20 protein-coding genes are annotated in these 24,492 nt (G+C 55.6%); 6 read left to right on the top strand and 14 right to left on the bottom strand.

The annotated features are described in order from the left end of the window. Window positions 1–95: 95 nt before the first annotated feature. Window positions 96–1,082, bottom strand: a complete 987-nt coding sequence (locus ACR0NE_RS17075; protein WP_170597667.1) for an aldo/keto reductase — start codon at window positions 1,080–1,082, stop codon at window positions 96–98. Window positions 1,083–1,163: 81 nt separating this feature from the next. Here ACR0NE_RS17075 and ACR0NE_RS17070 point away from each other — a divergent pair, with 81 nt between their 5' ends. Beyond that, window positions 1,164–1,991, top strand: coding sequence for a LysR family transcriptional regulator (locus ACR0NE_RS17070; protein WP_170597666.1), 828 nt, complete (start codon window positions 1,164–1,166; stop codon window positions 1,989–1,991). A gap of 20 nt (window positions 1,992–2,011) precedes the next feature. On the opposite strand, the gene ACR0NE_RS17065 is transcribed toward ACR0NE_RS17070, so the two are convergent. The 12 genes from ACR0NE_RS17065 to ACR0NE_RS17010 all read right to left on the bottom strand — a co-directional run bounded on the left by ACR0NE_RS17065 (window position 2,012) and on the right by ACR0NE_RS17010 (window position 19,763). Next, window positions 2,012–3,379: a dipeptidase gene (locus ACR0NE_RS17065; protein ID WP_170597664.1), complete on the bottom strand. Its 1,368-nt coding sequence runs from the start codon at window positions 3,377–3,379 to the stop codon at window positions 2,012–2,014. Window positions 3,380–3,749: 370 nt separating this feature from the next. Further along, window positions 3,750–4,787 (bottom strand): glutathione S-transferase C-terminal domain-containing protein, encoded by a 1,038-nt coding sequence (locus ACR0NE_RS17060; RefSeq protein WP_170392825.1) that lies wholly within the window; start codon window positions 4,785–4,787, stop codon window positions 3,750–3,752. Window positions 4,788–4,797: 10 nt separating this feature from the next. After that, on the bottom strand, window positions 4,798–5,364 hold the full coding sequence (locus ACR0NE_RS17055; RefSeq protein WP_170392824.1) for a hemerythrin domain-containing protein: 567 nt from the start codon (window positions 5,362–5,364) through the stop codon (window positions 4,798–4,800). A gap of 913 nt (window positions 5,365–6,277) precedes the next feature. Next, entirely contained in the window at window positions 6,278–8,938 is a 2,661-nt protein-coding gene (locus ACR0NE_RS17050; RefSeq protein ID WP_170597662.1) for a nitrate reductase, read from the bottom strand. Continuing rightward, window positions 8,938–9,270 carry a nitrite reductase small subunit NirD gene (gene nirD / locus ACR0NE_RS17045; protein ID WP_170392822.1) on the bottom strand — a complete coding sequence of 111 codons (333 nt, stop codon included), beginning with the start codon at window positions 9,268–9,270 and terminating at the stop codon, window positions 8,938–8,940. The genes ACR0NE_RS17050 and nirD overlap by 1 nt, the downstream gene beginning before the upstream one ends. Next, complete coding sequence (gene nirB / locus ACR0NE_RS17040; protein WP_170597660.1) at window positions 9,267–11,702, bottom strand: nitrite reductase large subunit NirB; 2,436 nt, start codon at window positions 11,700–11,702, stop codon at window positions 9,267–9,269. Before nirB ends, nirD begins: the two co-directional genes overlap by 4 nt. 4 nt (window positions 11,703–11,706) lie before the next feature. Continuing rightward, entirely contained in the window at window positions 11,707–13,386 is a 1,680-nt protein-coding gene (locus tag ACR0NE_RS17035; protein ID WP_170597658.1) for an ABC transporter ATP-binding protein, read from the bottom strand. A 5-nt stretch (window positions 13,387–13,391) separates the two neighbouring features. Beyond that, complete coding sequence (locus ACR0NE_RS17030) at window positions 13,392–14,474, bottom strand: ABC transporter permease (protein ID WP_170597656.1); 1,083 nt, start codon at window positions 14,472–14,474, stop codon at window positions 13,392–13,394. Window positions 14,475–14,547: 73 nt separating this feature from the next. Next, window positions 14,548–15,912 (bottom strand): CmpA/NrtA family ABC transporter substrate-binding protein, encoded by a 1,365-nt coding sequence (locus ACR0NE_RS17025; protein WP_170597654.1) that lies wholly within the window; start codon window positions 15,910–15,912, stop codon window positions 14,548–14,550. A 271-nt stretch (window positions 15,913–16,183) separates the two neighbouring features. Continuing rightward, window positions 16,184–17,353, bottom strand: coding sequence for an ABC transporter substrate-binding protein (locus ACR0NE_RS17020; RefSeq protein ID WP_170597652.1), 1,170 nt, complete (start codon window positions 17,351–17,353; stop codon window positions 16,184–16,186). Beyond that, on the bottom strand, window positions 17,350–17,934 hold the full coding sequence (locus ACR0NE_RS17015) for an ANTAR domain-containing protein (protein ID WP_170513598.1): 585 nt from the start codon (window positions 17,932–17,934) through the stop codon (window positions 17,350–17,352). The genes ACR0NE_RS17020 and ACR0NE_RS17015 overlap by 4 nt, the downstream gene beginning before the upstream one ends. Before the next feature lie 908 nt (window positions 17,935–18,842). Next, entirely contained in the window at window positions 18,843–19,763 is a 921-nt protein-coding gene (locus ACR0NE_RS17010) for a LysR family transcriptional regulator (RefSeq protein ID WP_170597650.1), read from the bottom strand. A 111-nt stretch (window positions 19,764–19,874) separates the two neighbouring features. On the opposite strand from ACR0NE_RS17010, the gene ACR0NE_RS17005 reads away from it, so the two are divergent. The 4 genes from ACR0NE_RS17005 (at window position 19,875) to ACR0NE_RS16990 (ending at window position 22,163) form a co-directional block, all read left to right on the top strand. Continuing rightward, complete coding sequence (locus ACR0NE_RS17005) at window positions 19,875–20,798, top strand: SDR family NAD(P)-dependent oxidoreductase (RefSeq protein ID WP_170597648.1); 924 nt, start codon at window positions 19,875–19,877, stop codon at window positions 20,796–20,798. A 17-nt stretch (window positions 20,799–20,815) separates the two neighbouring features. Continuing rightward, entirely contained in the window at window positions 20,816–21,190 is a 375-nt protein-coding gene (locus tag ACR0NE_RS17000) for a DUF4345 family protein (RefSeq protein ID WP_170392813.1), read from the top strand. A gap of 272 nt (window positions 21,191–21,462) precedes the next feature. After that, window positions 21,463–21,777: a winged helix-turn-helix domain-containing protein gene (locus tag ACR0NE_RS16995; RefSeq protein ID WP_170567335.1), complete on the top strand. Its 315-nt coding sequence runs from the start codon at window positions 21,463–21,465 to the stop codon at window positions 21,775–21,777. Next, entirely contained in the window at window positions 21,774–22,163 is a 390-nt protein-coding gene (locus ACR0NE_RS16990) for a VOC family protein (protein WP_170597646.1), read from the top strand. The genes ACR0NE_RS16995 and ACR0NE_RS16990 overlap by 4 nt, the downstream gene beginning before the upstream one ends. A 103-nt stretch (window positions 22,164–22,266) precedes the next feature. Here ACR0NE_RS16990 and ACR0NE_RS16985 read toward each other — a convergent pair whose 3' ends face one another. Further along, window positions 22,267–23,220 carry an SDR family oxidoreductase gene (locus ACR0NE_RS16985; RefSeq protein WP_170597644.1) on the bottom strand — a complete coding sequence of 318 codons (954 nt, stop codon included), beginning with the start codon at window positions 23,218–23,220 and terminating at the stop codon, window positions 22,267–22,269. A gap of 168 nt (window positions 23,221–23,388) precedes the next feature. On the opposite strand from ACR0NE_RS16985, the gene ACR0NE_RS16980 reads away from it, so the two are divergent. Beyond that, complete coding sequence (locus ACR0NE_RS16980; protein ID WP_170597642.1) at window positions 23,389–24,288, top strand: AraC family transcriptional regulator; 900 nt, start codon at window positions 23,389–23,391, stop codon at window positions 24,286–24,288. Window positions 24,289–24,492 lie beyond the last annotated feature (204 nt).

Raw genomic sequence — 24,492 nt, 5'->3', positions numbered from 1 at the left:
ATAGCAGACCTTGAACAGAAAATTGAAATGCTGCGTTGGCAGCCCGCGTTGCCGACATTGGCGGCAAGCGCACAGTATCGATACAGTTCTGAAAGCTACCTAGGGCGGTCTGGGGCGTGGGGGTTACGCGTTATCAAGCTTTCTATTTCGTTTATTGCTGCAACCGGCAAGGCACCGAAGGTCAATGCCGCTGATATACCCTCAATTTGTTCTTCTGTCCGAGCGCCTGGAATCGGTATGTATGTTTCAGATTGGCCCCAAATCCACCCGAGAGCCCCCTGCACAAGCGTTCGGCCATTTGTAGTCAGTAAATCGCGAACCGCATCGAGTTGTCGCATGAAGTCTGGATTTGCCCTGCCATCCGTATAGTACTCCATCCAGCTTTCGCCGGATGCGCGCACATCATCCGATGCGATAACGGTATTCTGATGGTACTTCCCTGAAAGCAGCCCCATCGCAAGTGGTGAGCGGATAAGGGACAACAGTCCTTCCTCTTGGACAACCTGTTGCATGCGAGGCGCATCGAAAAAGACGTTCATCACGTATTCGACCGCCTTGAAACCATCCCTGGACGAGGCCGTCCTGGCGTTTTGGGAATAGTCAGTGCTCCAACCATAGGCGCGCAACTTCCCCGCCTCTTTTAAACGGCCCAGTTCGTCAAACACGGCCTCGGCCTGGTCTATTGGCATATCGTTCACATGCAACAGCAAGAGATCAATCCGATCCCGTTCCAGCCGCGACAGACACCCATCTAGGGCAGGGCCAACCTGAGCTGGGGTGAAGGGGTCAAATGAAATCTGCCTGCTCGCTTCATCGATCCCAACCCCAATCTTTGTGACAATCAGGGTGTCGGGTCGATGCTTGAGCGCTTTGCCTAACAAACGTTCCGAATGCCCCGCGCCATAGGCGGCAGCGGTGTCAAAAAGTGTGATTCCACCATCCAATGCGGCGTGGATTGTACGAATGGAGACACCGTCGTCCGATCGGGTGTAACCCAACGACTGCTCGCCACAATACATTTTGCCACCAATCGGCCAGCACCCCATGCCAAGGGGTGAGATTTCGGTTTCGAGAAAGTTCATGTGTGAGTCTCCTGACTGATACTTCAGAAGAAACGCCATCACAGTCTTTTCATCAACAATATAAAATGTAAGTTTCATTTCATGTATGAAAGCTACTTTGACTGGGACAACCTGCGGCTTTTTCTTGCGGTTGCCAGAGCGGGCGGGCTTGGGCCAGCAGCTGAACAGACCGGCAAGAGCGCACCCACACTGGGTCGGCGCATGATCGAGTTGGAACGCAATCTGGGAACTGAGTTGTTTCACCGTAAACCGCGTGGGTACGATCTGACTGAGGACGGACAAGCGCTGTTGAAAAAAGTCGAACGCATCGAAGCGCGTGTCCTACCTGTCACGGAAAGCGGCCTTGCCACCTCACCACCGTTGGTTAAAATTTCGGCCGGGACCTGGGTGACAAGGATTTTGATCAGCGCTGTCGGAAGACTTACGGGATCAATGTCAGTTCGGCTGCGTTTCATCTCGTCAGAAGACCTACTGAACATCGGGCACAGGGAAGCCGCGATTGGTATTCGAAATCACCGGCCAGAAGAGATAGGCTTGGCCGGTCGCAAGATCGGGCGAGTTCGGTTTGGAGTCTATGCTGCGGATGAAAGCATTTCGACCTGGGTTCGCGTGATGTCCAAAACACCCTCGGCCAGATGGGTGAGAGAGCATTCGCAAGAGGACGACGCCATCGAAGTTACGGCGCCACAAAATGCGCTTGAGCTTGCAAATGCAGGTCTTGCCCGAGCGGTTCTGCCAACTTTCATTGGAAACACGCAGCCGGGCCTGATACCAGTGTCACCTTTGATTGACGATCTGGAACATGATCAATGGCTCGTCACGCATCATGAAGATCGGTTTCTTGCTGAGGTGCGGCATGTCATAGATCGCGCTCATGCAGTGATGTCGGAAGCTTGTGAAAACGGTTGAACCGATGTTGGCTGTTAGCACTATTCGCCCAACAGTTCCATCAACCGCGCGTAAGCTGTTTGGCCGCGTCTGAAGGTTGGCAGACGGAAAAACTCGTCCGGTGCATGTTGGTTTTCATCCTCATGTCCAAAGGCAAACATGACAGCGTGCAAACCCAGTTCGTCCAGTAAGGTCGACATCACAGGGATCGAGCCACCAACGCGGGTTTTATAAGCGGGTTTGCCGTAAACCTCTTCGAGAACCTGACCCGCGATGGCAGTTGCGTTGTGGCCAGCAGGTACAAGAAATGGGTCCGCGCGCCCAGGGTTGCGCGATACCTGAGCGGTGACACCCGGCGGGCATTCGGCCTCGACATGGGCGGAGATCAGATCAAAGATCTTTTCAGGACTCTGATTAGCGACCAAGCGACACGTGATCTTAGCCGAAGCAACCGCGGGCAAAACGGTCTTTGTGCCTTCCCCTTGCCAACCGCTGGTCAGCCCATTGACCTCAAGCGTCGGACGTGCCCACAGATTTTCACGTGTGGAATATCCTGGCTCGCCCAAGGTCTCTGGTGCTCCAGTCTGGGCAAGATAGGCCGCTTCATCCCAAGGCACCCGCGCAATTGCCGTGCGATCTTCATCGGTCAGCTCGATGACATCGTCGTAGAAGCCATTCACCGTGATCCGACCATTGGTCGATTTCATACTGGCCAGCAACTGGGCAAGCGCCATCGCGGGATTTGCGACGCCGCCGCCATGCATGCCAGAATGCAGATCGGATTTCGCGCTCTGAACCGAGATCTCAAGTGAGGTGAGCCCTTTCAGACCCAGAACCAGTTGCGGCGTCTCGGTATCCCACTGACTTCCATCGGCTGAAAAGATCATATCGGCCTGAAGTCGGTCGAGATTCGCCTCGATAAAGGGCGGAAGGTCGGGCGATCCGATCTCTTCTTGGCCCTCAAAGAAAAACCGCACGTTCACAGGCAGCTTCCCAGTCTTCGCCAGCAATGCCTCAGCCGCGAGGATCGGTATTAACATTGCACCCTTGTCGTCGGTCGCCCCACGCCCGTAAATCCGATCGCCGCGGATCGTCGGCTCGAACGGAGGTGAGGACCAGAGCTCAAATGGTTCGGCTGGTTGCACGTCAAAATGGCCATAGATCAGGATTGTAGGCGCATCCGACCCGGCATGCAGCCAATCGGCACAGACCACCGGATGGCCTGCTGTCTCCATCATCTGAACGTTTTCCATTCCCGCCATAACCAACCGATCAACCACCCACTGCCCGGCCTTTCGAACATCGCCCGCGTTTTCGGGTTTGGCTGATACCGATGGAATACGAATGAAGTCGCACAGCTCTTCAACAAAGCGCGATTGGTGTGTGTCGAGATATTCGGTCCAGCTCATTCCATACCCTCTCTGATGCTGGCGCTCAACTTACGAAACTGGCCGTAGCCCGCAAGCCTGCGGAAGATAAATTGGGGTCAGGATCATAGCCAGCGCTCTTGCTCAACACCCGTTTGATATCAACCCGAGGCTTGCCGTGCGACTTAGTGGAGAAGGGGGCGAGCTTCGCCATCTACTCGTCGGTTAGCTGATAGAGGTCTCTTATGTCACCGCACCGCTTTAGGAGCCGTGAACCATACAGCAAGCGAAAATCAAGGCAACCTGACCCTAAAATAGTAACATTTGAAGACGGTCGCGCTTCGTCTGCGTTTGCAAAACAAGTCTGCTGCATTTGCAGCAATGTCAGTTTCAAGGTCGAGATTATGAAAAACTAAACTGACGATGCCTTCAGCACTGCGAGATCAGGGCGTAGATAGGCCTCAGGGTAAGACATTGGTTTAGATGGCCCTCGGGGAACAACGCCATTCCAACTGCGCCCGAAATATCCCTGGCGGCAATGCACAAGGGATCCGGAGTTTGCAACGCCAGGCAGTGCATACACACGGCATAGCCAACGCCATAAGTATGGGTAGTCCAATATCCGCGCTCCGTTAAGCTTCATCCGCACATAGTAGACGGGATCATGGCGATAAAGCGTAGGGAACAGGCGCAGATCGGCCTCTGTGAAGTGAATGCCGGTTAAAAAAGGCCTGCCATCAGAAAGGAGCTGCTCCAATTGTTCAAGTGCCTCGAAATAGGCGTCAAATGCTGCCGTATAGATCGTTTGATCGGACGAAAATCCGGCCTTGTAGGCGCCGTTGTTGATCGCAGTGTAGATCAAGTCATTCAAGTTATGGATGTGTTGGCGCAGTGCTTCGTCGTCCGGGTAAAGCCTCACGCGCCTCTTTGCTGGGATGGTGCCGCCAAGGGACTCTGCAGAGGCATCCAACATGCGGATAATTTCGGCGCTTTCGTTGCTCACGATTTGGCCTGATTTCTTATCATAAAGGATCGGCAGGGATTGTTCTTCGGAGCCTTCGGCACGGTAAATATCTTTGGCAAGGCGCAGTCCTCTGCCAGTTCCGGTCTCTCCGGTGCACTCTGGCAAGGTCTCGCTTGTGAGCGAAGCAATGCGGTTGGGTGCGAACTCCCACAGGTTCGGTCCTTCTGGATCGTCTTTGCCAGTGCGGTTGGGAAATGCCACATCCATCGTGACGCCGTCCTGCAACCCCAGAACACTGCGCGCCAAGGTCACGCGATGACACCACGGGCAATTCAGCGCCACAAACAGGTGATATCGGTTGGGTTCTGCAGGAAAATCCGGATCGCCAACGGAGTGGCGAAAGCCGCTGACGCCGCGCACAAATTCACCCCGTGCGCGGCGCTCAGTGATGGCAGTCTGGTCTTCTTCAGTAGATGTGTCGGTCATGACGTCAGCATCATCCTCTGAGTCTGTGATGCAAGATAATTGGTACGGCCAATTCTTCTTCATCACTCAAGTGGCGTTCCAGAAACGCTTTGATCGCTTCGCTTGTCGCATGAAGCTGCCCGGTCTCATCATAGGCTTGGGCCTCATCCAGAGCAGACAGTTTGATCACACGGTTCGCTGCGCGGGTGAAATCATCCAACACCTTGTTCAGATCGGCGTGATCCTGTTCCAGAAGCTCAAGCCCCGCATCAAATCGCGGGTCTGCAGTCGACAATTCAGGGAAATAGCTACGATCTTCCCAGCCGTGATGACCATGCAGGCTCCCGACCAGGTTGCCGCCATAGTGGGACAGCCGCCCAGCATAATCGTCCAACCCCAAATCGTTGTTCAACACATTTTCCGTGTCCAATCGAATACGTTCCGCCAAGTGGTGGAACATCAGGTGTGCGCCGAGCCAATGCTTGGTTTTTTCTTTGAACCCAGGGTGCGCATCCCAGCTGTCGCGCGGGTATTTTTCCAAGAGAAACCGCATCTCTTTCGGCATATCGTCTTGGCGGATAGTGTATTTATCGAGCATCGGTCGTCTCCTTTCGTGACATAGGTGGGAAATCGGATCAGTCTCACCAGTAGCGCAAAACGCACAGTGACTATGCGTCAGCGAACCCCCGCAAAGTGCATGCCGCCTTGATTAGCGATCGCGTATTTAAGTTGGTGATGTCACGTTGCGTGAAGTCAGACAGGCTGTCTTCGCCGCAAACGCCAGCGTAGACCTGCATAAATTGAGCGGTTATACCAGAGTTTCGCGCGAACCGTTACGCACCGACCTTCAATTCAAACACTGGGTTGTAATGCACGCTCTAGTGCGCGCTTCTCCGTTGGCCATTCAGATTAGAAGTGCGGGGCAAAAAAAACGCACCCCGCACCAGCTTCTAACGACCGCCCGCTTTCCCGGGCATGTTCATCCGCTTGGCCGTTCGTCGTGGCATTTTCATGCGCAGGTCACGCGGCGGTTTGGCTTTGGTCTTCACACGATTCGCAGATTTCGATGTGTCCTCCGCAGCAGGAAGGGTTCGCACAAGGGCGATTTTTGGTGGCTTAAAGGGCATATTGCACCTCATGACAAAAAGAAGCTTAAGTCGCGCAGATGCACGACTACGAATGCCCACAAGGGGCTAGCGTCGTGTGTCCATTGTCAGAGTCCTCCGCAGGAGTGTTTCGGTGCGCATTCTGCCATTTAGGTCAGCGCGCGGCGGGATCAGAAAGAATGCTGGTCCATTGTCAGAATATCCTTTGCGAGTGTTGGGAGCGTCTCAGACAACCGAGTATTTGTCAAACCTGTTCAACGAACAGCGACATTTGTCGCCTCGCTTCCGAGCGCGGCCCTGAACTGCGGTTGGTCGATCGGTATCATTGCAATTGCGCGTGGCGTCAGAGAAGAAAATTTCTGCTCAACCAAAACAGACTGCAGTCCTGCATCAAGAACCTTGAGACTACCCCAATTGTTCATGCGGGCATTTCTTAGGCTTATTGCTGATCAATTTCGAATGCTCGGCGATCAAGTCAGCCAACTCTGGCCGGCATGAACCGCAGTTCGTTCCCGCACTAAGGGCGTCTCCGATATCGTCCACATTGATCAAACGCTTGTCGTGAATGGCGCGGATAAGGGTTTTTAGCCCGACTTCGAAACACGAACAGACGATTGGGCCGCAGTCCTCAGAATCAACAGATGAATGGCCAGACAGAATCTGCTGAGGCGTTACCTCAGGCAAAGTTGCCAAATAGTCTCGCATCAGGGTGATAGGTCGGCGCGAGACGAAGAGCACTGCCGGAATGCGCTGACCGTCTGACAGCGCAATTCTATAAGAGCCGCGTTTGGGATCTTCTACTGAAGTCGCCGTTGCATCCGGTAAACTAAACCAAACGCGAGCGGTCTTTTCCCAGTCTTCAATAATCTGGTTCCCTGCCAACTCCATCCTGTAGCCGTTGGTTGTTCTGGCTGTCGCCGAATACTCTGCTTCAGGGAACGCTGCATCGGCTGAAACGGCGAAACCGTACCATGCTGCTCTCATACGTCGAACAGATACCGCTGTTGATTTGCTTTCCGGCTGACCAGAAATCGGGTCAGTTACACTAGGAATTATCTCGTTTACACGGGCCGACGGTGCCGTTTCTCCGGTCCAATGAATGGGCGCAAACACATTGCCACGCGCAATAGATTCCGTAATGCGAAGCCGAAATATGCCGCTTCCGACTGAACTACTAACTTCGACCAAATCGGCAGGACCAAGCCCCAGTTGATCAACGTCCTTTGGGTTCATTTCCAAATAGGGCTCGGCAAGGTGGGCCGATAAACGAGGCGACAATCCGGATCGGGTCATGGTGTGCCACTGATCCCGATTTCTCCCTGTGTTCAACAGGAAAGGGTAGCGTTCTGATGGCTCTGCCTTGGGCGTTCGATGGGTGACCGGCACAAACCGCGCCTTGCCATCAGGATGAAAAAACTGCCCGTCTCCGAAGAAACGACCGTCAGTTTTCCGCGATGCCGTGGGCCATCGTGTCGGGCACATCGCATCATAATCTTCGTCGTTGATGTCCGAAAAGCCAGCAATCTCAAAATCTTTGCCAAATGAGACGGCAAGCGAGGACATGTTCGCATATTCCCTAAAAATCTGCGCCGCAGACTCATAGCTGAAGGCCTCGGCCCAACCCATGCGGCGGCCAACCTCGGCCAAGATATCCCAATCCGCACGTGCCTGTTCCGGAGGGGTCAGAACGGCTCGTTGCCTGCTGATCATGCGGTCGGAATTGGTTACTGTGCCGCTTTTTTCGCCCCATCCTGCTGCTGGAAGCAATACGTCTGCGAGACGCGCGGTGTCTGTTTGGGCAGTCAGGTCGCTTACAACGGTGAATGGGCAGTTTTTGATCGCCGCCTTGACTCGATCGGCGTCCGGCATCGTGGCCGCTGGATTGGTGTGGATGATCCAAAGTGCTTTGATCTGGCCATCTTTAACGGCGCGAAACATGTCGACAGCTTTGAGCCCCTGCTTTTCTGGCAGGATTGGCGCTTTCCAAAAGTCCCGGACGGCTGCTCTGTGGGCCTCGTTTTCGATATCCAGGTGACACGCAAGCATGTTGGCCAGACCGCCGACCTCTCGACCACCCATGGCGTTCGGTTGGCCGGTAACCGAGAACGGGCCCATCCCTGCGCGTCCGATGCGCCCCGTAGCCAGATGGCAGTTCAGGATCGCGTTGACTTTGTCTGTTCCGCTGGAGGATTGGTTTACGCCTTGACTGAAAATCGTAACAACCCGCTCGGTTCCAATCCACAGATCGCAAAACGCTTCGATTTCACCTGGGGTAAGTCCGGTCTCATCCGGATCATCAAGCTGTGCGAGTTCAAGGGCTTCAGTGTATCCTACGCTGCGATCCAGAAAATCCGGTGCCACATGCCCCGATTGGTGAATTCTGCTCAGCAAGCGGTTGAACAATGCCACGTCACTGCCGGGTTGCAACGCCAGATGGAGATCGGCCTGATCGCAGCTTGCAGTTCGACGTGGATCGACAACCACAATCTTCGTACCGCGCGCCTGACGAGCAGCTATGACGCGTTGATAGAGAACGGGATGGCACCATGCGAGGTTTGAGCCAACCAAGACAACCAAATCAGCCTCATCCAGATCCTCATAAGTCCCGGGCACGGTATCTGTGCCAAAGGCGCGTTTGTGTCCGGCCACAGTTGACGCCATACACAGTCGAGAATTGGTGTCGATGTTGGCCGACCCCATAAAACCCTTCATCAGCTTGTTGGAGACGTAATAATCCTCTGTCAGCAACTGCCCCGAGACGTAAAATGCCACGCTGTCCGGTCCATGGTTCTTGATTGCGGCAGAAAACCGATCTGCGACCAGTTGCAACGCGTTGTCCCAGTCTGTGTCTCGGCCAAAGGCGCGAGGAGCCAGCAACCGATGTTCCAGCCCAACTGTTTCGCCCAAAGCCAATCCTTTCGAACACAAACGCCCAAAATTCGCTGGATGATCCGGATCGCCGCGAACGGTCAAGCCTCCGGCCCCATCGGGCCGCAAAAGCACACCGCAGCCGACCCCGCAATAGGCGCAAGTCGAGCGAACTTCAGGCAGACCACTTCCGTCCATCAGGCGGCGCTCCGCCGGGTAACTGCGCTGTCGTCTAACAGGATACGGTCGTCTTCAATGCGCACGGGATAGATGGTGATGCGGCCATCATCCGCGCCTTGCGCCTCGCCCGTATTCAGGTCAAATACCCAATTGTGCAAAGGACAGGTCACCGACTGCCCGTGCACGATACCCTCAGACAAAGGACCGCCCTTGTGCGGACAGCTGTTGGTCGCGGCATAGACCTCCACCTCGGCAGTACGGAAGACAGCGATGCAGCCGATATGCGTCTTGACCAGACGCGCCCCACGCAAGGGAACCTCGTCGATATGTCCGATGTCGATCCAGCTCATTCTGCGGCCTCCAGTGTGAAATCTGCAATTGGCGCGTAGGTTTGCGCTTTCTCTTTGACGTGTTCGGCCCACGGGTCTTTGCGGTAGATGTTTTGCGACAGTTCAAACCGCGCGACGAGGGCCGCGCGATTTTCAAGGTCGTCCACGACCTGCACCTTGACCCAGTCCATGCCCACCTTACCCAGCCATTTATATAAACGGTCCAGATACTTGCCGCCTTCGCGATAGGCTTGCGTGACGGCCATCACGATCTCGACCGCTTCTTCTTCGGTGGGAATCTGACAGAGTAGCTCGGTCTCTTTGACATCCATCCCTGCGGCCCCGCCGATGCTGATCTGATAGCCAGATTCGACGCAGACCACGCCGATGTCCTTGCAGGTCGCCTCGGCACAGTTTCGAGGGCAGCCAGATACGGCCAGCTTCAGCTTGTGCGGCGTCCACGACCCCCACAGGATTCTTTCAAGCTTTATGCCAAGCCCGGTGCTGTCCTGAGTACCAAACCGGCAATGATCGGTGCCGACGCAGGTTTTGACCGTGCGCAGACCTTTGGAATAGGCGTGGCCAGAGACCAGCCCGGCTTTGTTCAGGTCTGACCACATGGCGGGCAGATCTTCGCCTTTGACGCCCAGCAGATCGATCCGCTGACCGCCCGTGACCTTGACGGTGGGAACATCGTATTTATCCGCCGCATCTGCAATCGCGCGCAGTTCGTCGGGCGTGGTGATCCCGCCCCACATACGCGGTACAACGCTGAACGTGCCATCCTTCTGGATGTTGGCGTGTTTGCGTTCATTGACGAAACGGCTTTGTGGGTCGTCTTGGTATTCCAGCGGCCAGTCGGCCAGCAGGTAGTAGTTGATCGCGGGCCGACAGACATGGCAGCCATTGGGCGTCGTCCAACCCAGTTCCTGCCAGACGGCAGCCTGACTTTTTAACTCCTGCCCTTTGATCAGGCGTCGCACATCCTCATGAGTCAGGTCGGTGCATCCGCAGACCGGCTGCGCGGCAGGCATCTGGAACGCGTCGCCCAGAGTGACCTGCAACAATTGCTCAACCAATCCTGTGCAAGTTCCGCAGGATGCGCTAGCCTTTGTGGTCGTGCGCACCGCGCCCAGATCACCCGCCCCCGCATTGATCGCCTCGACGATGTCACCTTTGCATACGCCGTTGCAGCCGCAAATCTCCGCCTCATGCGGCAATGCTGCAACGGCTGAGAGAGGGTCCGCAGTGTCGCCCCCCTGATATGCGGGTCCAAAGATCAGCGTCTCGCGCATTTCTTCTACGCTGGCGCCGTCTTTGATGAGGCCAAAGAACCAGCTGCCATCAGTGGTGTCACCATACATGACCGCGCCGACCAGCCGATCCTCTTCAATCACAAGCCGTTTGTAGACCCCGCGCGAGGGGTCGCGGAACACGATATCCTCGCGCCCCGGCCCATCCGCAAAATCCCCCGCACTGAACAGATCGCAGCCGGTGACCTTCAACTTGGTCGATAGGGTTTTCTGAGCAAACGCAGCCTCTTCACCCAACAAAGCCTGCGCAGCCACTTTCGCCTGATCGTAAAGCGGCGCGACAAGACCGAAGACCGCCCCGTCATGTTCGACGCATTCACCTACCGCAAAGACATCCGAATCCGAAGTCAGCATCTGGTCATCCACATGGATACCGCGCCCGGTGGCCAGCCCAGCCTCTTGCGCCAGAGCTGTGTTGGGGCGGATACCCACGGCCATGACAAGCAGATCACAGGGCAATTCGGTCCCGTCGTCCAGAAGCAGCGCGCGGACCTTTCCGTCCTGTCCGAGGATTTCTTTAGAGTTCGCATGCAGGCAAATCCTGATGCCTTTGTCTTCCAGCGATTTCTTCAGCAGGTAGCCTGCGGCCTCGTCCAGCTGTCGCTCCATCAGGTGACCCATGATATGCACCACCGTCACGTCAACGCCATGGGCAGCCATACCCGCGGCGGCCTCGAGCCCCAGCAAGCCGCCGCCAATCACGACCACCTTGTTGTCAGGGCCCATGCCCATCATCTGCATGGTGTCTTCCAGATCGCGGTAGGCAATCACACCCTCCAGATCATGCCCTGGCAGAGGGATCATGAACGGGTTAGACCCTGTCGCAATCACCAGCTTGTCATAGGGAACGTGGCCGTTCTGACCTTCGACCACCTTCATCTCGCGGTCGATCTTCGCGACCTTTTCACCAAAGCGGCAGGCAATGCCCCGCGCGGCATACCAGGCGTCGTCATGGGTGACGATCTCTTCATAGGTTTTCTCGCCCGACAGTACCGGGCTGAGCATGATACGGTTGTAGTTCCCGCGCGGCTCGGCATTGAACAGGGTGATGTCGAACGCATCCGGCGCGGCGTCGGTCAGGTGTTCCAACACCCGGCCTGAGGCCATACCCGCGCCTATGACAACAAGTCTTTGCTTCATGATTTCACTCCGCTGCAATCGCCTTGGGGGCGGGTGTTTTTGGCATGGCGCCATGTTCATATTCTTCGAGGAAATCGAGGACTTCCTGCCGGTAAGCATAGTAATCCGGGTGCTCCAGCAGGGCTTTGCGCGTGCGCGGACGCGGCAGCTCAACCTTGGTGATCTTGCCAATCGTTGCCTGCGGACCGTTGGTCATCATCACCACGCGATCAGCCAGTAAGATCGCCTCATCCACGTCGTGGGTAACGCAGATCGCAGTGACCTTGGTGCGGGACCAGACCTCCATCAGGACTTCCTGTAATTCCCATCGGGTCAGGCTGTCGAGCATCCCAAAGGGCTCATCCAGCAACAGCAGCTTGGGGGACAGGGCAAAGGCGCGGGCGATGCCGACGCGTTGCTTCATGCCGTTCGACAAGTCGGAGGCGGATTTGTCCATAGCATCGGCCAGTCCGACCCGTTCCAGATAGTATTCGACCACATCCTGACGCTCGGCCATGCTGGCCTTTGGATAGACCTTGTCCACCCCAATCGCGACGTTCTCCTTGGCGGTTAACCATGGGAACAGGTTGGGGGATTGGAACACCACCGCGCGTTCGGGATCGGCCCCTTCGACGTGACGGCCATCCAGCTTGATCGCACCCTTCGAGATGTCGTTCAGCCCCGCCGCCATGGTCAAAACCGTGGACTTGCCACAACCCGAATGGCCGATCAGCGAGATGAACTCGCCCTTGTCGATCTTCAGTTCGAAATCCTCGACCACGGTCAGAGGGCCTTTGGGCGTCGGATACACCTTGTGAAGCTGCGAGAAGTCGAGGAAGCGGTTCTCGATCAGCCCCTTTTGCGCCTCGGCCACCGCCGTTGGAACACCGTGGATTGGGGTGACATCCGGGAGGATACGCGAGCCTTCGACCTTGGCCTCGATCCCCACATCCATCAGGTATTTGGTGACGTCCGCGCGCAGGCGTTTGAAAGTCTCGTCATTGTTCATGGCTCCACGATCCCGAGGGCGCGGGATTGAGACAGGGAATTCCTGCCCCAGCGTGCCATCCGGGTTCAGGGCAATGATACGGTCGGCCAGAATGATCGCCTCATCAACGTCATTGGTGATGAGGACACAAGTTTTCTTGTCAGCTTCCCAAATATGTTCGATCTCATCGGCCAGATTGGCGCGGGTCAGCGCGTCGAGCGCCGACAGAGGCTCATCCAGCAACAAAACTTCGGGGTTCATCGACAACGCACGCGCCACATTGACCCGCTGGCGCATCCCACCCGACAGCTCTGCCGGGCGGCGGGTAGCGGCGTGACTGAGGCCGACCATCTTGACGTAATGCGCGACTTTTTCGGCCTTCTCGGTCTTGCTGAGACCCGGAAATACCGTATCCACCGCCAACCCCACATTGCCACTGACCGTCAGCCAGGGCATCAGCGAGTAGTTCTGGAAGATCACGCCACGCTCAGGGCCCGGCCCTTTGATCGGAGTGCCTTTGAAGGTGACCTCTCCGCCGGTTGGGGTGTCCAGCCCGGCCATTAGATTGATAAGGGTGGTTTTGCCGGTGCCGGAAAAACCGAGGATCACCAGAAACTCACCCTCTTGCACGTTCAGATCGATGCCTTTCAACACATCCGTGCGCGCGGTGCCTTCACCGAAGGATTTCGAGGCGTTCTTGAAACTTAGGATGCTCATCGCACTCACCGGTTGTTTGTGAAGGTAAACAGGGATTGCAGCGCGTACATCACCCGGTCCAGCAGGAAGCCGATGATACCGATGGTGAAGACCGCAACCATGATCTTGGCGAGCGAACTGGAGGAACCGTTCTGGAACTCATCCCAGACAAATTTGCCCAGACCGGGGTTCTGCGCTAGCATTTCCGCCGCAATCAGAACCATCCAGCCGACGCCCAGTGACAGACGCAGGCCGGTGAAGATCAGAGGCAGGGCAGAGGGCAGCACCAGTTTGGTGATCTTGGTATAGGTGTTCATTTTCAGGACTTTGGAGACATTCACCAGGTCCTTATCGATGGAGGCTACACCCAAAGATGTATTGATCAATGTGGGCCATAGCGAACACAGGGTCACGGTAATGGCCGAGATCAGGAAGGATTTCGCGAACCAGCCGTCATTGGTGACGTAAACGGCCGAGACGATCATCGTGACGATCGGCAACCAGGCCAGAGGCGAGACCGGTTTGAAGTTCTGGATTAGCGGGTTTAGGGCTGCATTTGCAGTCGGAGACAGGCCGGCCGCGATACCAAGTGGGACCGCGATGACGGTGGCGATCAGAAACCCAAAAAACACTGTTTTGATCGAAGTCCAGATTTGCTGGTAATAGGTCGGAGCACCCGTGAAGGCGACCTCTTTCACTTTCTCCGGCTGGCCAGCGTCAATGAATTTCTGATTGCGCTTCTCGACCATGGCCTCGAACTTCGCGCGTTTGGCCGCTTTGGCCTTGGCATCTTCGTTCAGGCTGACCATTTCTTCCCAAACCTGCGCCGGCCCCGGAACCGCGCCGAGAGAGGTCTGCACCTTGGGGGCCAGCGTTCCCCACAGCAACAAGAAGGCGCAGATCGACAACAGAGGCACGATCAGCAACCGCCATATCTCGGTCATCTGAGCGCGGGGATTGTCCCCGGCGGCGGCTTTCAGGACCGGGGTCGCCCAGCTGAGACCCAGAACCTGGAACCATTTGTCGGCTGCATTGATGCGGGTGAAAAGGCGGGCGCGACGTTCCTCTCGGGCAGCGTCTGCGTTGAATTCGGGATCGACCGTTGTCATCTGATGTGTCCTTGCGATGGCGGGGCACTTTGGGGGCTGCGCCAGGCGCGGGCCGGGCGCGGGTTTTGGGGAATTAGCCTTGCACGTCCGAGCCGATGATCTTCTGCTCGCCCTTCAGGCCTATGGACAGGCTTTCGAGATAGGCGTTGGGTGTGCGTCCGTCGTAAGCGATGCCGTCAATGATATCTTCGGCCGGGGTCGGCGCTTTGTAACCATCGCTGTCCCAGGGGAAGTCGGCTTCATTCGCCAGACCTTCGTCGACCAGCAAGCGGGCGGCTTCCAAATAGATCTCGGGTTTGTAGACGGACTTGGCGACCTCGTCATACCAGCTGTCGGGCTTGGACTCGGCAATCTGCCCCCAGCGGCGCATTTGCGTAAGGTACCAAACGGCGTCCGAGTAGAACGGATAGGTCGCGTTGTAGCGGAAAAACACGTTGAAATCGGGGACCTCACGCTTGTCGCCTTTCTCATACTCAAACGTGCCGGTCATCGAGTTGGCGATAACCTCATAGTCCGCACCCACATATTCAGCCCGGCTCAGAATCTCGACGGCTTCAGGGCGGTTGGCATTTTCGTTCTCGTCCAGCCACATCGCTGCGCGGATCAGGGCCTTGGTCACGGCCAGAGTGGTGTTGGGGTACTGTTCTGAGAACTCGGCATTGAGACCAAAGACCTTTTCGGGGTTGTTCTTCCACAGCTCGTAGTCGGTAATAACCGGAACGCCGATACCCTTGAACACAGCCTGCTGATTCCACGGCTCACCCACGCAATAGCCATAGATCGTGCCGGCCTCCAACGTGGCAGGCATCTGCGGTGGAGGGGTCACCGACAGGAACACATCCGCACCAATCTGACCGGTCACGTTTTCAGGGCTGTAGTAACCCGGATGCAGACCACCGGCGGCCAGCCAATAGCGCAGCTCGTAGTTATGGGTCGAAACCGGGAAGACCATGCCCATGTTGAAGGGCTTGCCTTCTGATTTATACTTCTCGACGACCGGGGCCAGAGCCTCGGCGCTGATCGGATGCTGGGGACGGCCGTCGTCCATCAACGGGATGTTCGGCTTCATCTCTTCCCAAATCTCGTTGGAGACGGTGATGCCGTTGCCGTTCAGGTCCATTGAGAATGGCGTGATGATATGGGCTTCGGTCCCATACCCGATGGTTGCGGCCAATGGTTGTCCAGCCAGCATATGTGCGCCGTCAAGCTGTCCGTCAATCACGCCATCCAACAGCACCTTCCAGTTTGCTTGTGCTTCCAGCGTCACGAACAGGCCTTCGTCCAGAAAGTACCCATTCTCATAGGCGACAGCCAGCGGCGCCATGTCGGTCAGTTTGATAAAGCCAAAGGTCAGCTCGTCTTTTTCCAGTTCCAATTCGGCCAGTGCTGGAGACACAAGCGCCGTCGTCGCGGCGAGGCCTAAAAGAAGCTTTTTCATCTCGATCCCTTTCGGTTCAGCCCAACCCCATGGGCAAACAAAAAAAGCCGCCGACACAGTCCGCCGGGAGGAGGTGGCGGATGGTCGAGCGGCTTTGCTCTTCTAAGGTGCCCTGGATTGTGGGCGAATTCCGTCGGTGGGCGTCGTTGCCTTCCGATGTCCCGATTAAGTCAGACGCGCAGTGCGACGTCATCATTTTTTGACATCTTCACTTCGAGAATTCTGCAGTGCAGCAAAAAGAGATGCTGCGCTGCAAAAAAATTGTGCAATCTTACCCTGCGGGCTCGAAAATGCGCCGGTCGAAGAAGACGTTCCGAGACAGAATCAGGCTGCCATTGGCTGAGGCAACTGCCGTCGACTCAGACAAAGCTCCTTCAAGTTTCTCGGATGCGCCGGGTGTTTCCACACCAAGCCCTTGCAACTCCCGACGATAGAGATCACTTCGAAAGACCTTGGCTGCTTGTCGTTCCGCTGTACCGGCGTCCAGCCCGTTTCTTAGCGCCAATTGATGCGCGACCCATTTTGCCTGACTACGCCACGGGAAGGTGGCAGCACCGTCAAAAAACTCGACAAACCCTTCCACACTGCGTTGCTCGCCGCGTGCAGATATGGCGAACTCACCCATTAACGCTCGGTCGATCAGCTCGGGTGAGACATTGAGGTAGGTTTTGCGTGACAGCATCTCGGACGCGGTTGTTCGGCTGTCCGAGTTTGACAGCCAGCGTCCCGCACGCCATACGGTCCGCATGAGACTTCCCAGCAAATGCGGTTCCGTCTCGGCCCAGTCGTTTCTGACTGCCAACACCTTTTCAGGTGCACAAGTCCAGATCGCCTTTCCGGGCAACAGCAGTGCGCCAACACTGTCGTCCACTGCGAAGGAGCCCCAAGGCTCGCCCACGCAAAAGGCATCGATCTCGCCTCCCGCAAGCGCCTGCGCCATGAGTGGCGGCGGGACGGTGCGGATTTCGACCTGTTTTGAGGCCAGTTTGGTTCCCGCAATCCAATAGCGCAGTAGCTCGACATGCATTGAAAATGGGAAAGGCACGCCAAACACCAAGACTTCATCGGCAGCTTTTGCCAGTGCAGCCCCAGCCGCAGCGGCATCGGTGAAATCAAAACCATAGCCCTGGTCGATCAGTCGCTCGGCCAATTGCGTTCCAACACCTATAACATTGCCGTTCAAAGACAGGACAGATACCGCAGATAGCGGTGTCGCGATTCCACCAAGACCCAAAGCCATCGCAACGGGGACAGGCGATAGTAGATGCGCCGCGTCCACATGCCCAAAGGCCAGCATATCGCGCAGAGAGGACCACGATGGCGCCGGACGCAGGTCCAGCGAGATGCCTTCAGCATGGTCAAACCCCATCTCGCGCGCGACGATCAACGGGGCCGCGTCGACAAGCGGCATATACGCGACGGGCAGTGTTACGGTTCTCATGACAACAACCCCGAAGCAGTGACCAAGGCTTCGGCCACCTCGGCGACGCGGCGGTTTTGGTTCATCGCGGTTTTTCGGAGTAGCGCATAGGCTTCGTCTTCCGAAATGCCCTTGGCTTTCATCAGCAAACCTTTTGCGCGGTCGATCACTTTACGCTCTTCAAGCGCACGGCGGGTTTCTGCAAGTTCAGTCCGCATCTGGCGCAGTACTTGAAACCGAGCGATGGCGGTATCGATGACAGGTTTAATGCGCTCAGCTTGCAATCCATCAACAACATAGGCTGATACACCGGCTTCAACAGCAGCTTTCGCCAATCCGCCTGCGGCGCCTGAGACGAACATAGCCACGGGTCGTTCCAATGGGCCCGAAGCAACGGTAAGTTCTTCCAACATATCTCGAGAGGGGTTGTCGATATCAATCAGGACAATATCTGGGCTATGAGTAGCAATTTTCCTTGCCAGCCCGGAGACATTGCCGATTACAGAAACGTCTACGTCTCCGGCCTCTTTAAGAGCATCTACAATCGCAAAGGCTCGTTCTTGGTTCTGCTCGACTACAACGACAGTTAGATGTTGGTTCATAGGGTCACAAGTGAGGCCAAGGCGCATTGGTAGCAATTCCAGCGCCATTTAATGATTCATCAGGCTGCCGTTCGCCCAATTTTTCAGCTTGATTTCACACTTAGCGGAATACCTGCACAGTTTTTCTACATGCTATCAAAGAAATCCGTGATAGCACATCGCATCATTTTTTGGTTTTTCAGTTGCGCTACCAGTTTGCTTGAGGCACCAGATTCCACTTCCATCTGCAGATCAAAACCGAAGGTCCGCTTTGACAACTAATACAATGTGTTCCCGCGCCTGCAGCAAATGACTGCTTTCCGCCGATTCTTTAGAAAAGCAACGTGTTCTGGAGCAGAAGTAACGGCACAGCCAACTCAGCCGCACTTGTTTTTGGGGCTAGTAGGATTTGGACAAGCCAAACGCCTCTGGCGATCAGGGGTAAGACGCTGCCTTCCCCCTCGGGCAACCCTATTAGACAAATCCGTGTCTTCGGCTGCGCTTGCGGGCCGCACCACTATTGTCGAATAACATTGCGTCGCCCCCAAGCGCGTTCGCCACGTGGCAGAGCAGCAGGAACAGGCGCCTCCGGCGTCTGATCTGCAAATCAGCCCTGGTTTTCTCGAAAGGAAGTCAGGATCAACTAAATCGGTCCGGGTTCTGGATGAAGGAAGGGACGCGAAAACGGCAAGGCTCTGTCGCTGCTGGCAGAACTATGTGTCGCCTTACAACAAGGAAATGTGGAACTTCACTGATCGTGGACTCAATCGACAACCAAAACCTCAACAAAGCGGTCGATCACGTCATTCAATTCTGACCCAAACGTCAAGCATTTCTGACCCAATACTAGTAACCGCCATTCAACGACGCTGCTGTTAGTGTTTCAAAAGAGTACAGTTTACCGTCCATCTTTCCGAATAGAATAACCGCTACTCCCGCTTTGAGGTTCCCGAAACCCAGAACTCGTTTCGCCTAGACCTGACCCGCTTGGACATAAAATCGACGAAGAGCCGGACACGCGTGGTGTTTCTAAGATCACGATGCAGCAATAGCCAAATGTTTCGGTACGGTATCGGCTTTTGGAAGGGCGCACGGATCAGATCGGGATGGCGGTCGCCAAGATTGCACGCAAGATAGGCCATGCCAAGACCGGACGCCGCCAATGTGATCAAGGGCACAAGTTCTGAAACACGATGCTTAAGCCGGGCTTTCGGATAGTAACTGTCTTTGATCCATTTGGCTGTAATGGCCTCTTCTGGCTCATGCCAACCGATGAAATGCAACCCCTCGCCGCCATTGTCGCAGATCCGTTCGGCGTAGTCTCGCGTGCAATAGGCTGCTTGAGACATCTGGACCAACTTTCGCCCGACCACATCGTCCGTCACCTCATCCGCGATACGCAGGGAGATGTCAGCCTCTCGTCGCATCAGGTCTCGGATGTCGTTGGTGAAGTTCAAGCTCAGGATGATGTCTGGGTAAAAATCTGCGAAGGCGGCAAAATCATCCATCAACGATGTCATTGCCAATCCATGGGGAAGAGTAACGTAGACCGTGCCCGAGGGTTGCGCATCTCTGCCAACAATGACGCGAGACGCAGCGGTCATTTCAGCTTCTACCCGTTCGGCGTGAGGCATCAGATCTTCGCCGAGCTGAGTCAGGGCGAGGCCGGTTTTTGAGCGATCAAACAACCGGCTGCCGACGCGTTCTTCCATGACTGAAATCCTGCGCGTCAGCGTGGTGTGGTTCACCTGAATACTGTCAGCTGCCCCCCGAAGAGTTCCGGTTCGGGCAACCGCCAGAAAGTACTTCAGATCGTCCCAGTTCAGGGAATGGCTTTCCTTGATCGACATACATCTTGTGTTTCATTTTTGAAGCACTGTGTCCAGAAATACCTATCTACAGATCATTTATTGGCCATCCTACCTTGGGCGCATCAATCGCAAACCCAAGGACCATACCCCATGAACCAAATACAATCTGTATTGATCACAGGCGCAAATGCCGGACTGGGCCGCGAGGCGGCCCGACAGCTTGCACTGCAAAAGGGCATATCCAAAGTTTATCTGGCTTGCCGCAACCCAACGAAGGCGGAAGCCGCAATTGCAGCGTTGGAACGTGAGACCAGGCGCAAAATCTTTGAAATCGTCCTGATGGACGTGACCGATCCGGCTTCGGTTCGCGCCGCTGTAGCCGAACTTTCCACCCCAATCGACGCCGTAATCCTGAATGCAGGCGGCACGGGTGGACGGCATCCGAACAGCCTCACCAGCGATGGCGTGACCAACATCTTCGCCACCAATGTTCTCGGCCACGTGGTGTTGGTAGACGCATTATTGGAGCGTCAGTTGGTAACGTCCACAATTCTGTATGCCGGATCCGAAGCCGCACGCGGCATTCCCAAAATGGGTATGCGCCGCCCGGACTTGTCCGATGGAACAGTCGACGAATTCAAATCAATCGCTGATGGCAGCAAGTTCGGCCCCGAGGGCGATCCGATGCAGACCTACGGCTACGCCAAGCTCACCGCGACCCTGTGGATGGGAGCGATGGCACGTCAGCACCCCCATATTCGCTTTGTCACAATGAGCCCGGGTGGTACCGCAGGTACCGCTGGCTTTGACGACCTGCCGTTTATAAAACGTATTGTCTTCAAACATATTGGCGGCGTTCTGATGCCCATATTCGGGATGATGCACGGCGTTGAGGCTGGGGCAAAACGGTATCTGGACGGTTTGCTGAACCCGGAATTCAAGACTGGCCACTTCTACGCCAGTCAAACCGGCTATCCCACCGGAGCAGTCGTGGATCAAGCTAGCATCGACGGGGCTCTGTCAGACGTCACCACTCAGGATAACGCGAACCAGGCACTACGTCAGTTCGCCTGAAGCAAAGGAGAAATGAAATGGAAACCATACTGAACATCTTGGTCATCCTTGCAACTCTTATGCTGTCTAGTCTCGGCCTCATGTCAATGTTTGCACCCCGGCGCATGATAGCCAACTTTGCTATCGAGCCGGTCGGCACCACTGGACTCAGCACGATCCGTTCGGTGATCGGCGGGCTGTTTCTGGCCTCAGTGGCTTTGCTGGTGATCGGTCTGACCACTGGGCAGACACTGGGATATGTGGCTGTTGCAATCCTGATGGCGGTTGTTGCTGTCGGACGTATTGTGGGAATTCTTGCGGATGGGTTTGACAAGGCAGTTCTGCCACCGTTGGTCGTTGAACTTGTAATCATCGCGGTTTTGCTGTCAGCCTACTACCAGCTCTCCTACTAATCGCCTTCGAAATAGATGGATGGTGGCGAGAGTGAAGTGGCCGCCGTCCAATCAGCCCATCATTATTCGCACCAACTAGCATTCGAACAGTTTCCGCTTTGTCCCGTATAGCGACCGGATCAGATCACGGGACCGAACATTCCGGATATCCAAATCTGTCATTCGTGAGGGGCACAAAGAATGTCAGCGACGAGCCCTAAGAAATGAATTCCGTGAACTGCTCGAACTGATAGTTCGATTTGACATGCAACATTATTGTTGCATGATGAAGCATGAGCGTTCATTTTGATCCGCAACTAAGCATTCTTTTCAACGCCCTTGGCGACACCACGCGGTTGTTGATCCTTGAAGAGCTGAGAAAGCGTCACGACCAGACGCTTTTCGAACTTTGTGCTCGTTTGTTGGAAGAGCATTCAGTCACAATTTCCAGACAAGGCATAACTCGACATCTGAATACGCTTGAGCAGGCAGGTCTGATCACCACGACTTGGCGGGGGCGCACAAAAATTCACACCCTGGTGGCCGCGCCGATCGCGGGTGCGATCAATCCCTGGGTGGACCTATATTCCCAAGGAGACGCACTATGAAAATGTACATGAAGAGTATTTCTGTGGACGATCAATCTAAGGCTCTGGATTTTTACACCAACAAACTTGGGTTTGTTGTGAAGCACGATATTCCACCCGGCCAGCACCGCTGGTTAACACTGGTATCAGCGGAAGAAGCCGAAGGAGTGGAGTTAGGCTTAGAGCCGAATGTGCATCCGGCGAGCCGTGCCTATCAGGAAGCACTTGTGGCTGATGGCATTCCCGTTTCGGCATTCAGTGTTGACGACATTGACGCAGAGGTTGCCAAGCTCGAGGCGGCAGGGGTGGAATTTATTAAACCCCCAGTGAAGGCAGGTGGCGCGACAATGGCAGTGTTCGACGACACCTGTGGAAACCTTATTCAGCTAGTTGAGTTGCATGTCTGACCGTCAAGAATAGCAATCCCGTCAGTTAGACGACGTGGGTATGCAAGACATCGATGTCAGCTTTAGTGATGGAACACTGGGGCACGTCACACAACCCATCAACTCAGACCTCCCAGCTGAAACCAGTCGCCTTTTCGGATACGTTCCATAGCTGAACCATCACATCCTTCTCATATGCATGCGGGTTCAATGTACCCTTGCCGACCGGGCCAACAGCTTCTAAGCGGCCTGTTGGTCCGTAGAGTGCGCGTTGTTCGGTCAAAGTCTCTTCGATGGCGCACATGACTTCGGGATAGGACCCTTGCTCGGCTGTTTGAACCATAGGAGTCTTGGTCATCAGCCACCAGATGAACCGCATCGTCCGGCTGCCACTTGTGCTGATCAGTGACGTTGCCGAAGAGCCGGGATGGCAAACATAGACTTCGACCTCGGTGCGCCCTGCGGCGGCAAGCCTGTCCTGTAATTCATAAGCGAACATCATTTGCGCCAGCTTGCTTTGCGAGTAGGCGGTATTCGGCCCGTAACCCTCTCCCCAGTTCATGTCGTCGAACTTGATCGTCTTCAAACCCATGTTGTAGCCGAGACTGGCGACAACAACGATCCTACCTTTCGAGGCTTCGATCCGCTCAAACAGAAGACCACAGAGCAGGAAGTGACCGTAATGGTTGGTACCGAGCTGGCTCTCGAACCCATCCTCTGTCAGCTTGCGGGTTGGCACCTGCGCGATGGCAGCGTTGCAGATGAGCGCATCAATCCGGGGAACAGAATTCAGAACTTCTTCCGCAGCTTCGCGTACGCTTGTCAGCGAGGCCAGATCCATGCGAATGAAGCTCACTTCCGCCTCGCTGCCGAGCTCAGTTTTCAGGTCCTCAACAGCTGCCTGAGACTTCTCAACCGAGCGGTTCAACATTACGACCTTGGCGTTCTTTTTTAGGAGCGTCCGCGCGGCCTGGAACCCGGCACCGGCGTTGGCACCCGTGATGAGGTAGGTCTTGCCGGAGAGGTCGCCGAGGCGCTCAGGCATCCAGCCTTTGGGTCCAAAGGTGGTATCGGGCATCTTTTGTCTCCTAACTGCGTCAGCGCAGGGATCGAGTGAAGAGTGTGTTAACTTGGAAATGCATATAACTCTCACCAAAGCACAGAAGCAGGCGAGATCATCGCGAATACTTGCCCGATTACATCAAGGTAGTTGCCAGCATCGATCTGGAGCCATTACATCTCTGTTATGAGCAAGGATCAGATTAAACAAATCATCGCTAACCGAACCGAAACAGACGGCCTGACCGAGACAGGCATCAAGGGCGTGCGGCTATTTCGCGCCACGCAATCAATCCCCTGTGTTCCAGCCGTTTACGAGCCCTGCATCGTGGCCATTGTGAGTGGTGTGAAGGAAGCCGTTCTGGATGGCCGAAGATACGAATATGACAACAGTCAATACCTCTGCTGCCCAATGTCGATGCCGGTCAAGGCGGGGACGCCTTTGGCCTCGCATGACAACCCTCTCTACGGGGTTATGATCTCTCTTGAGCAACGCGCCATGGCCGAGTTGGCAATGGAGATGGAAAATGCCGGGGGCGTTCTGCCTTCGGTCAAAGGAGATCTGCGGGAGCCAGGAATTAGGTTTGCACGATGGGACGATGGATTCACTGAAGCTCTGCTGCGGCTACTGCAGCTCGGAAACAGCGAGACGGATACAGCAGTTCTTGGCGGGGCGCGATTACGTGAGGTGCTCTATGCGATCCTGAGGGGAGAAGCTGGCACCTTCGCCCGGCAGGCATTCGGTGCTGGCAACGCCATCGCACGTTCCATTGCGCATGTGTCGTCACATCTGGATGCGCCGATCTCGATAGAGGATATGGCAAGCCGAGCGGGCATGAGCCGGGCCGTCTTCCATCGCAAATTCAAGCAGGTCACGACGATGGCACCAATCCAATTCGTTAAGTCGATGCGCCTCAACAACGCCGCCATGAAGATCGCGGGCGGGATGCCTGTGAACGAAGCCGCAATGGACGTTGGTTACGTCAGCCCGTCCCAGTTCAGTCGCGAGTTCAGGCGCATGTATGGGCAATCGCCGAGGCAATGGGGTAACGCACAGAAACTTCCGGTCAGTGTTGCTCAACGCTGACTTTCGAAGGGAAGGCAGACGTTGGCGCAGCTTCGGCGAAAGCTTCATTCGTCCCGCGAGGAGGCAGCCTTTCGAACTTGTTCCACAGAACGGCCATCACTCAACCAGAGATCGCTTGACATAAAACCGCTTCAGCGATGATCGCGGTTTGCCATGGCGCTGCAATTCGAGCGATGGTTGCAAAAATCGGTCAAACTGGAACTC

It is taken from the genome of Ruegeria sp. C9, assembly GCF_056537585.1.
The sequence above is the reverse complement of the archived record's forward strand: the minus strand, read 5'-3'. Positions and strand labels throughout refer to the sequence as shown.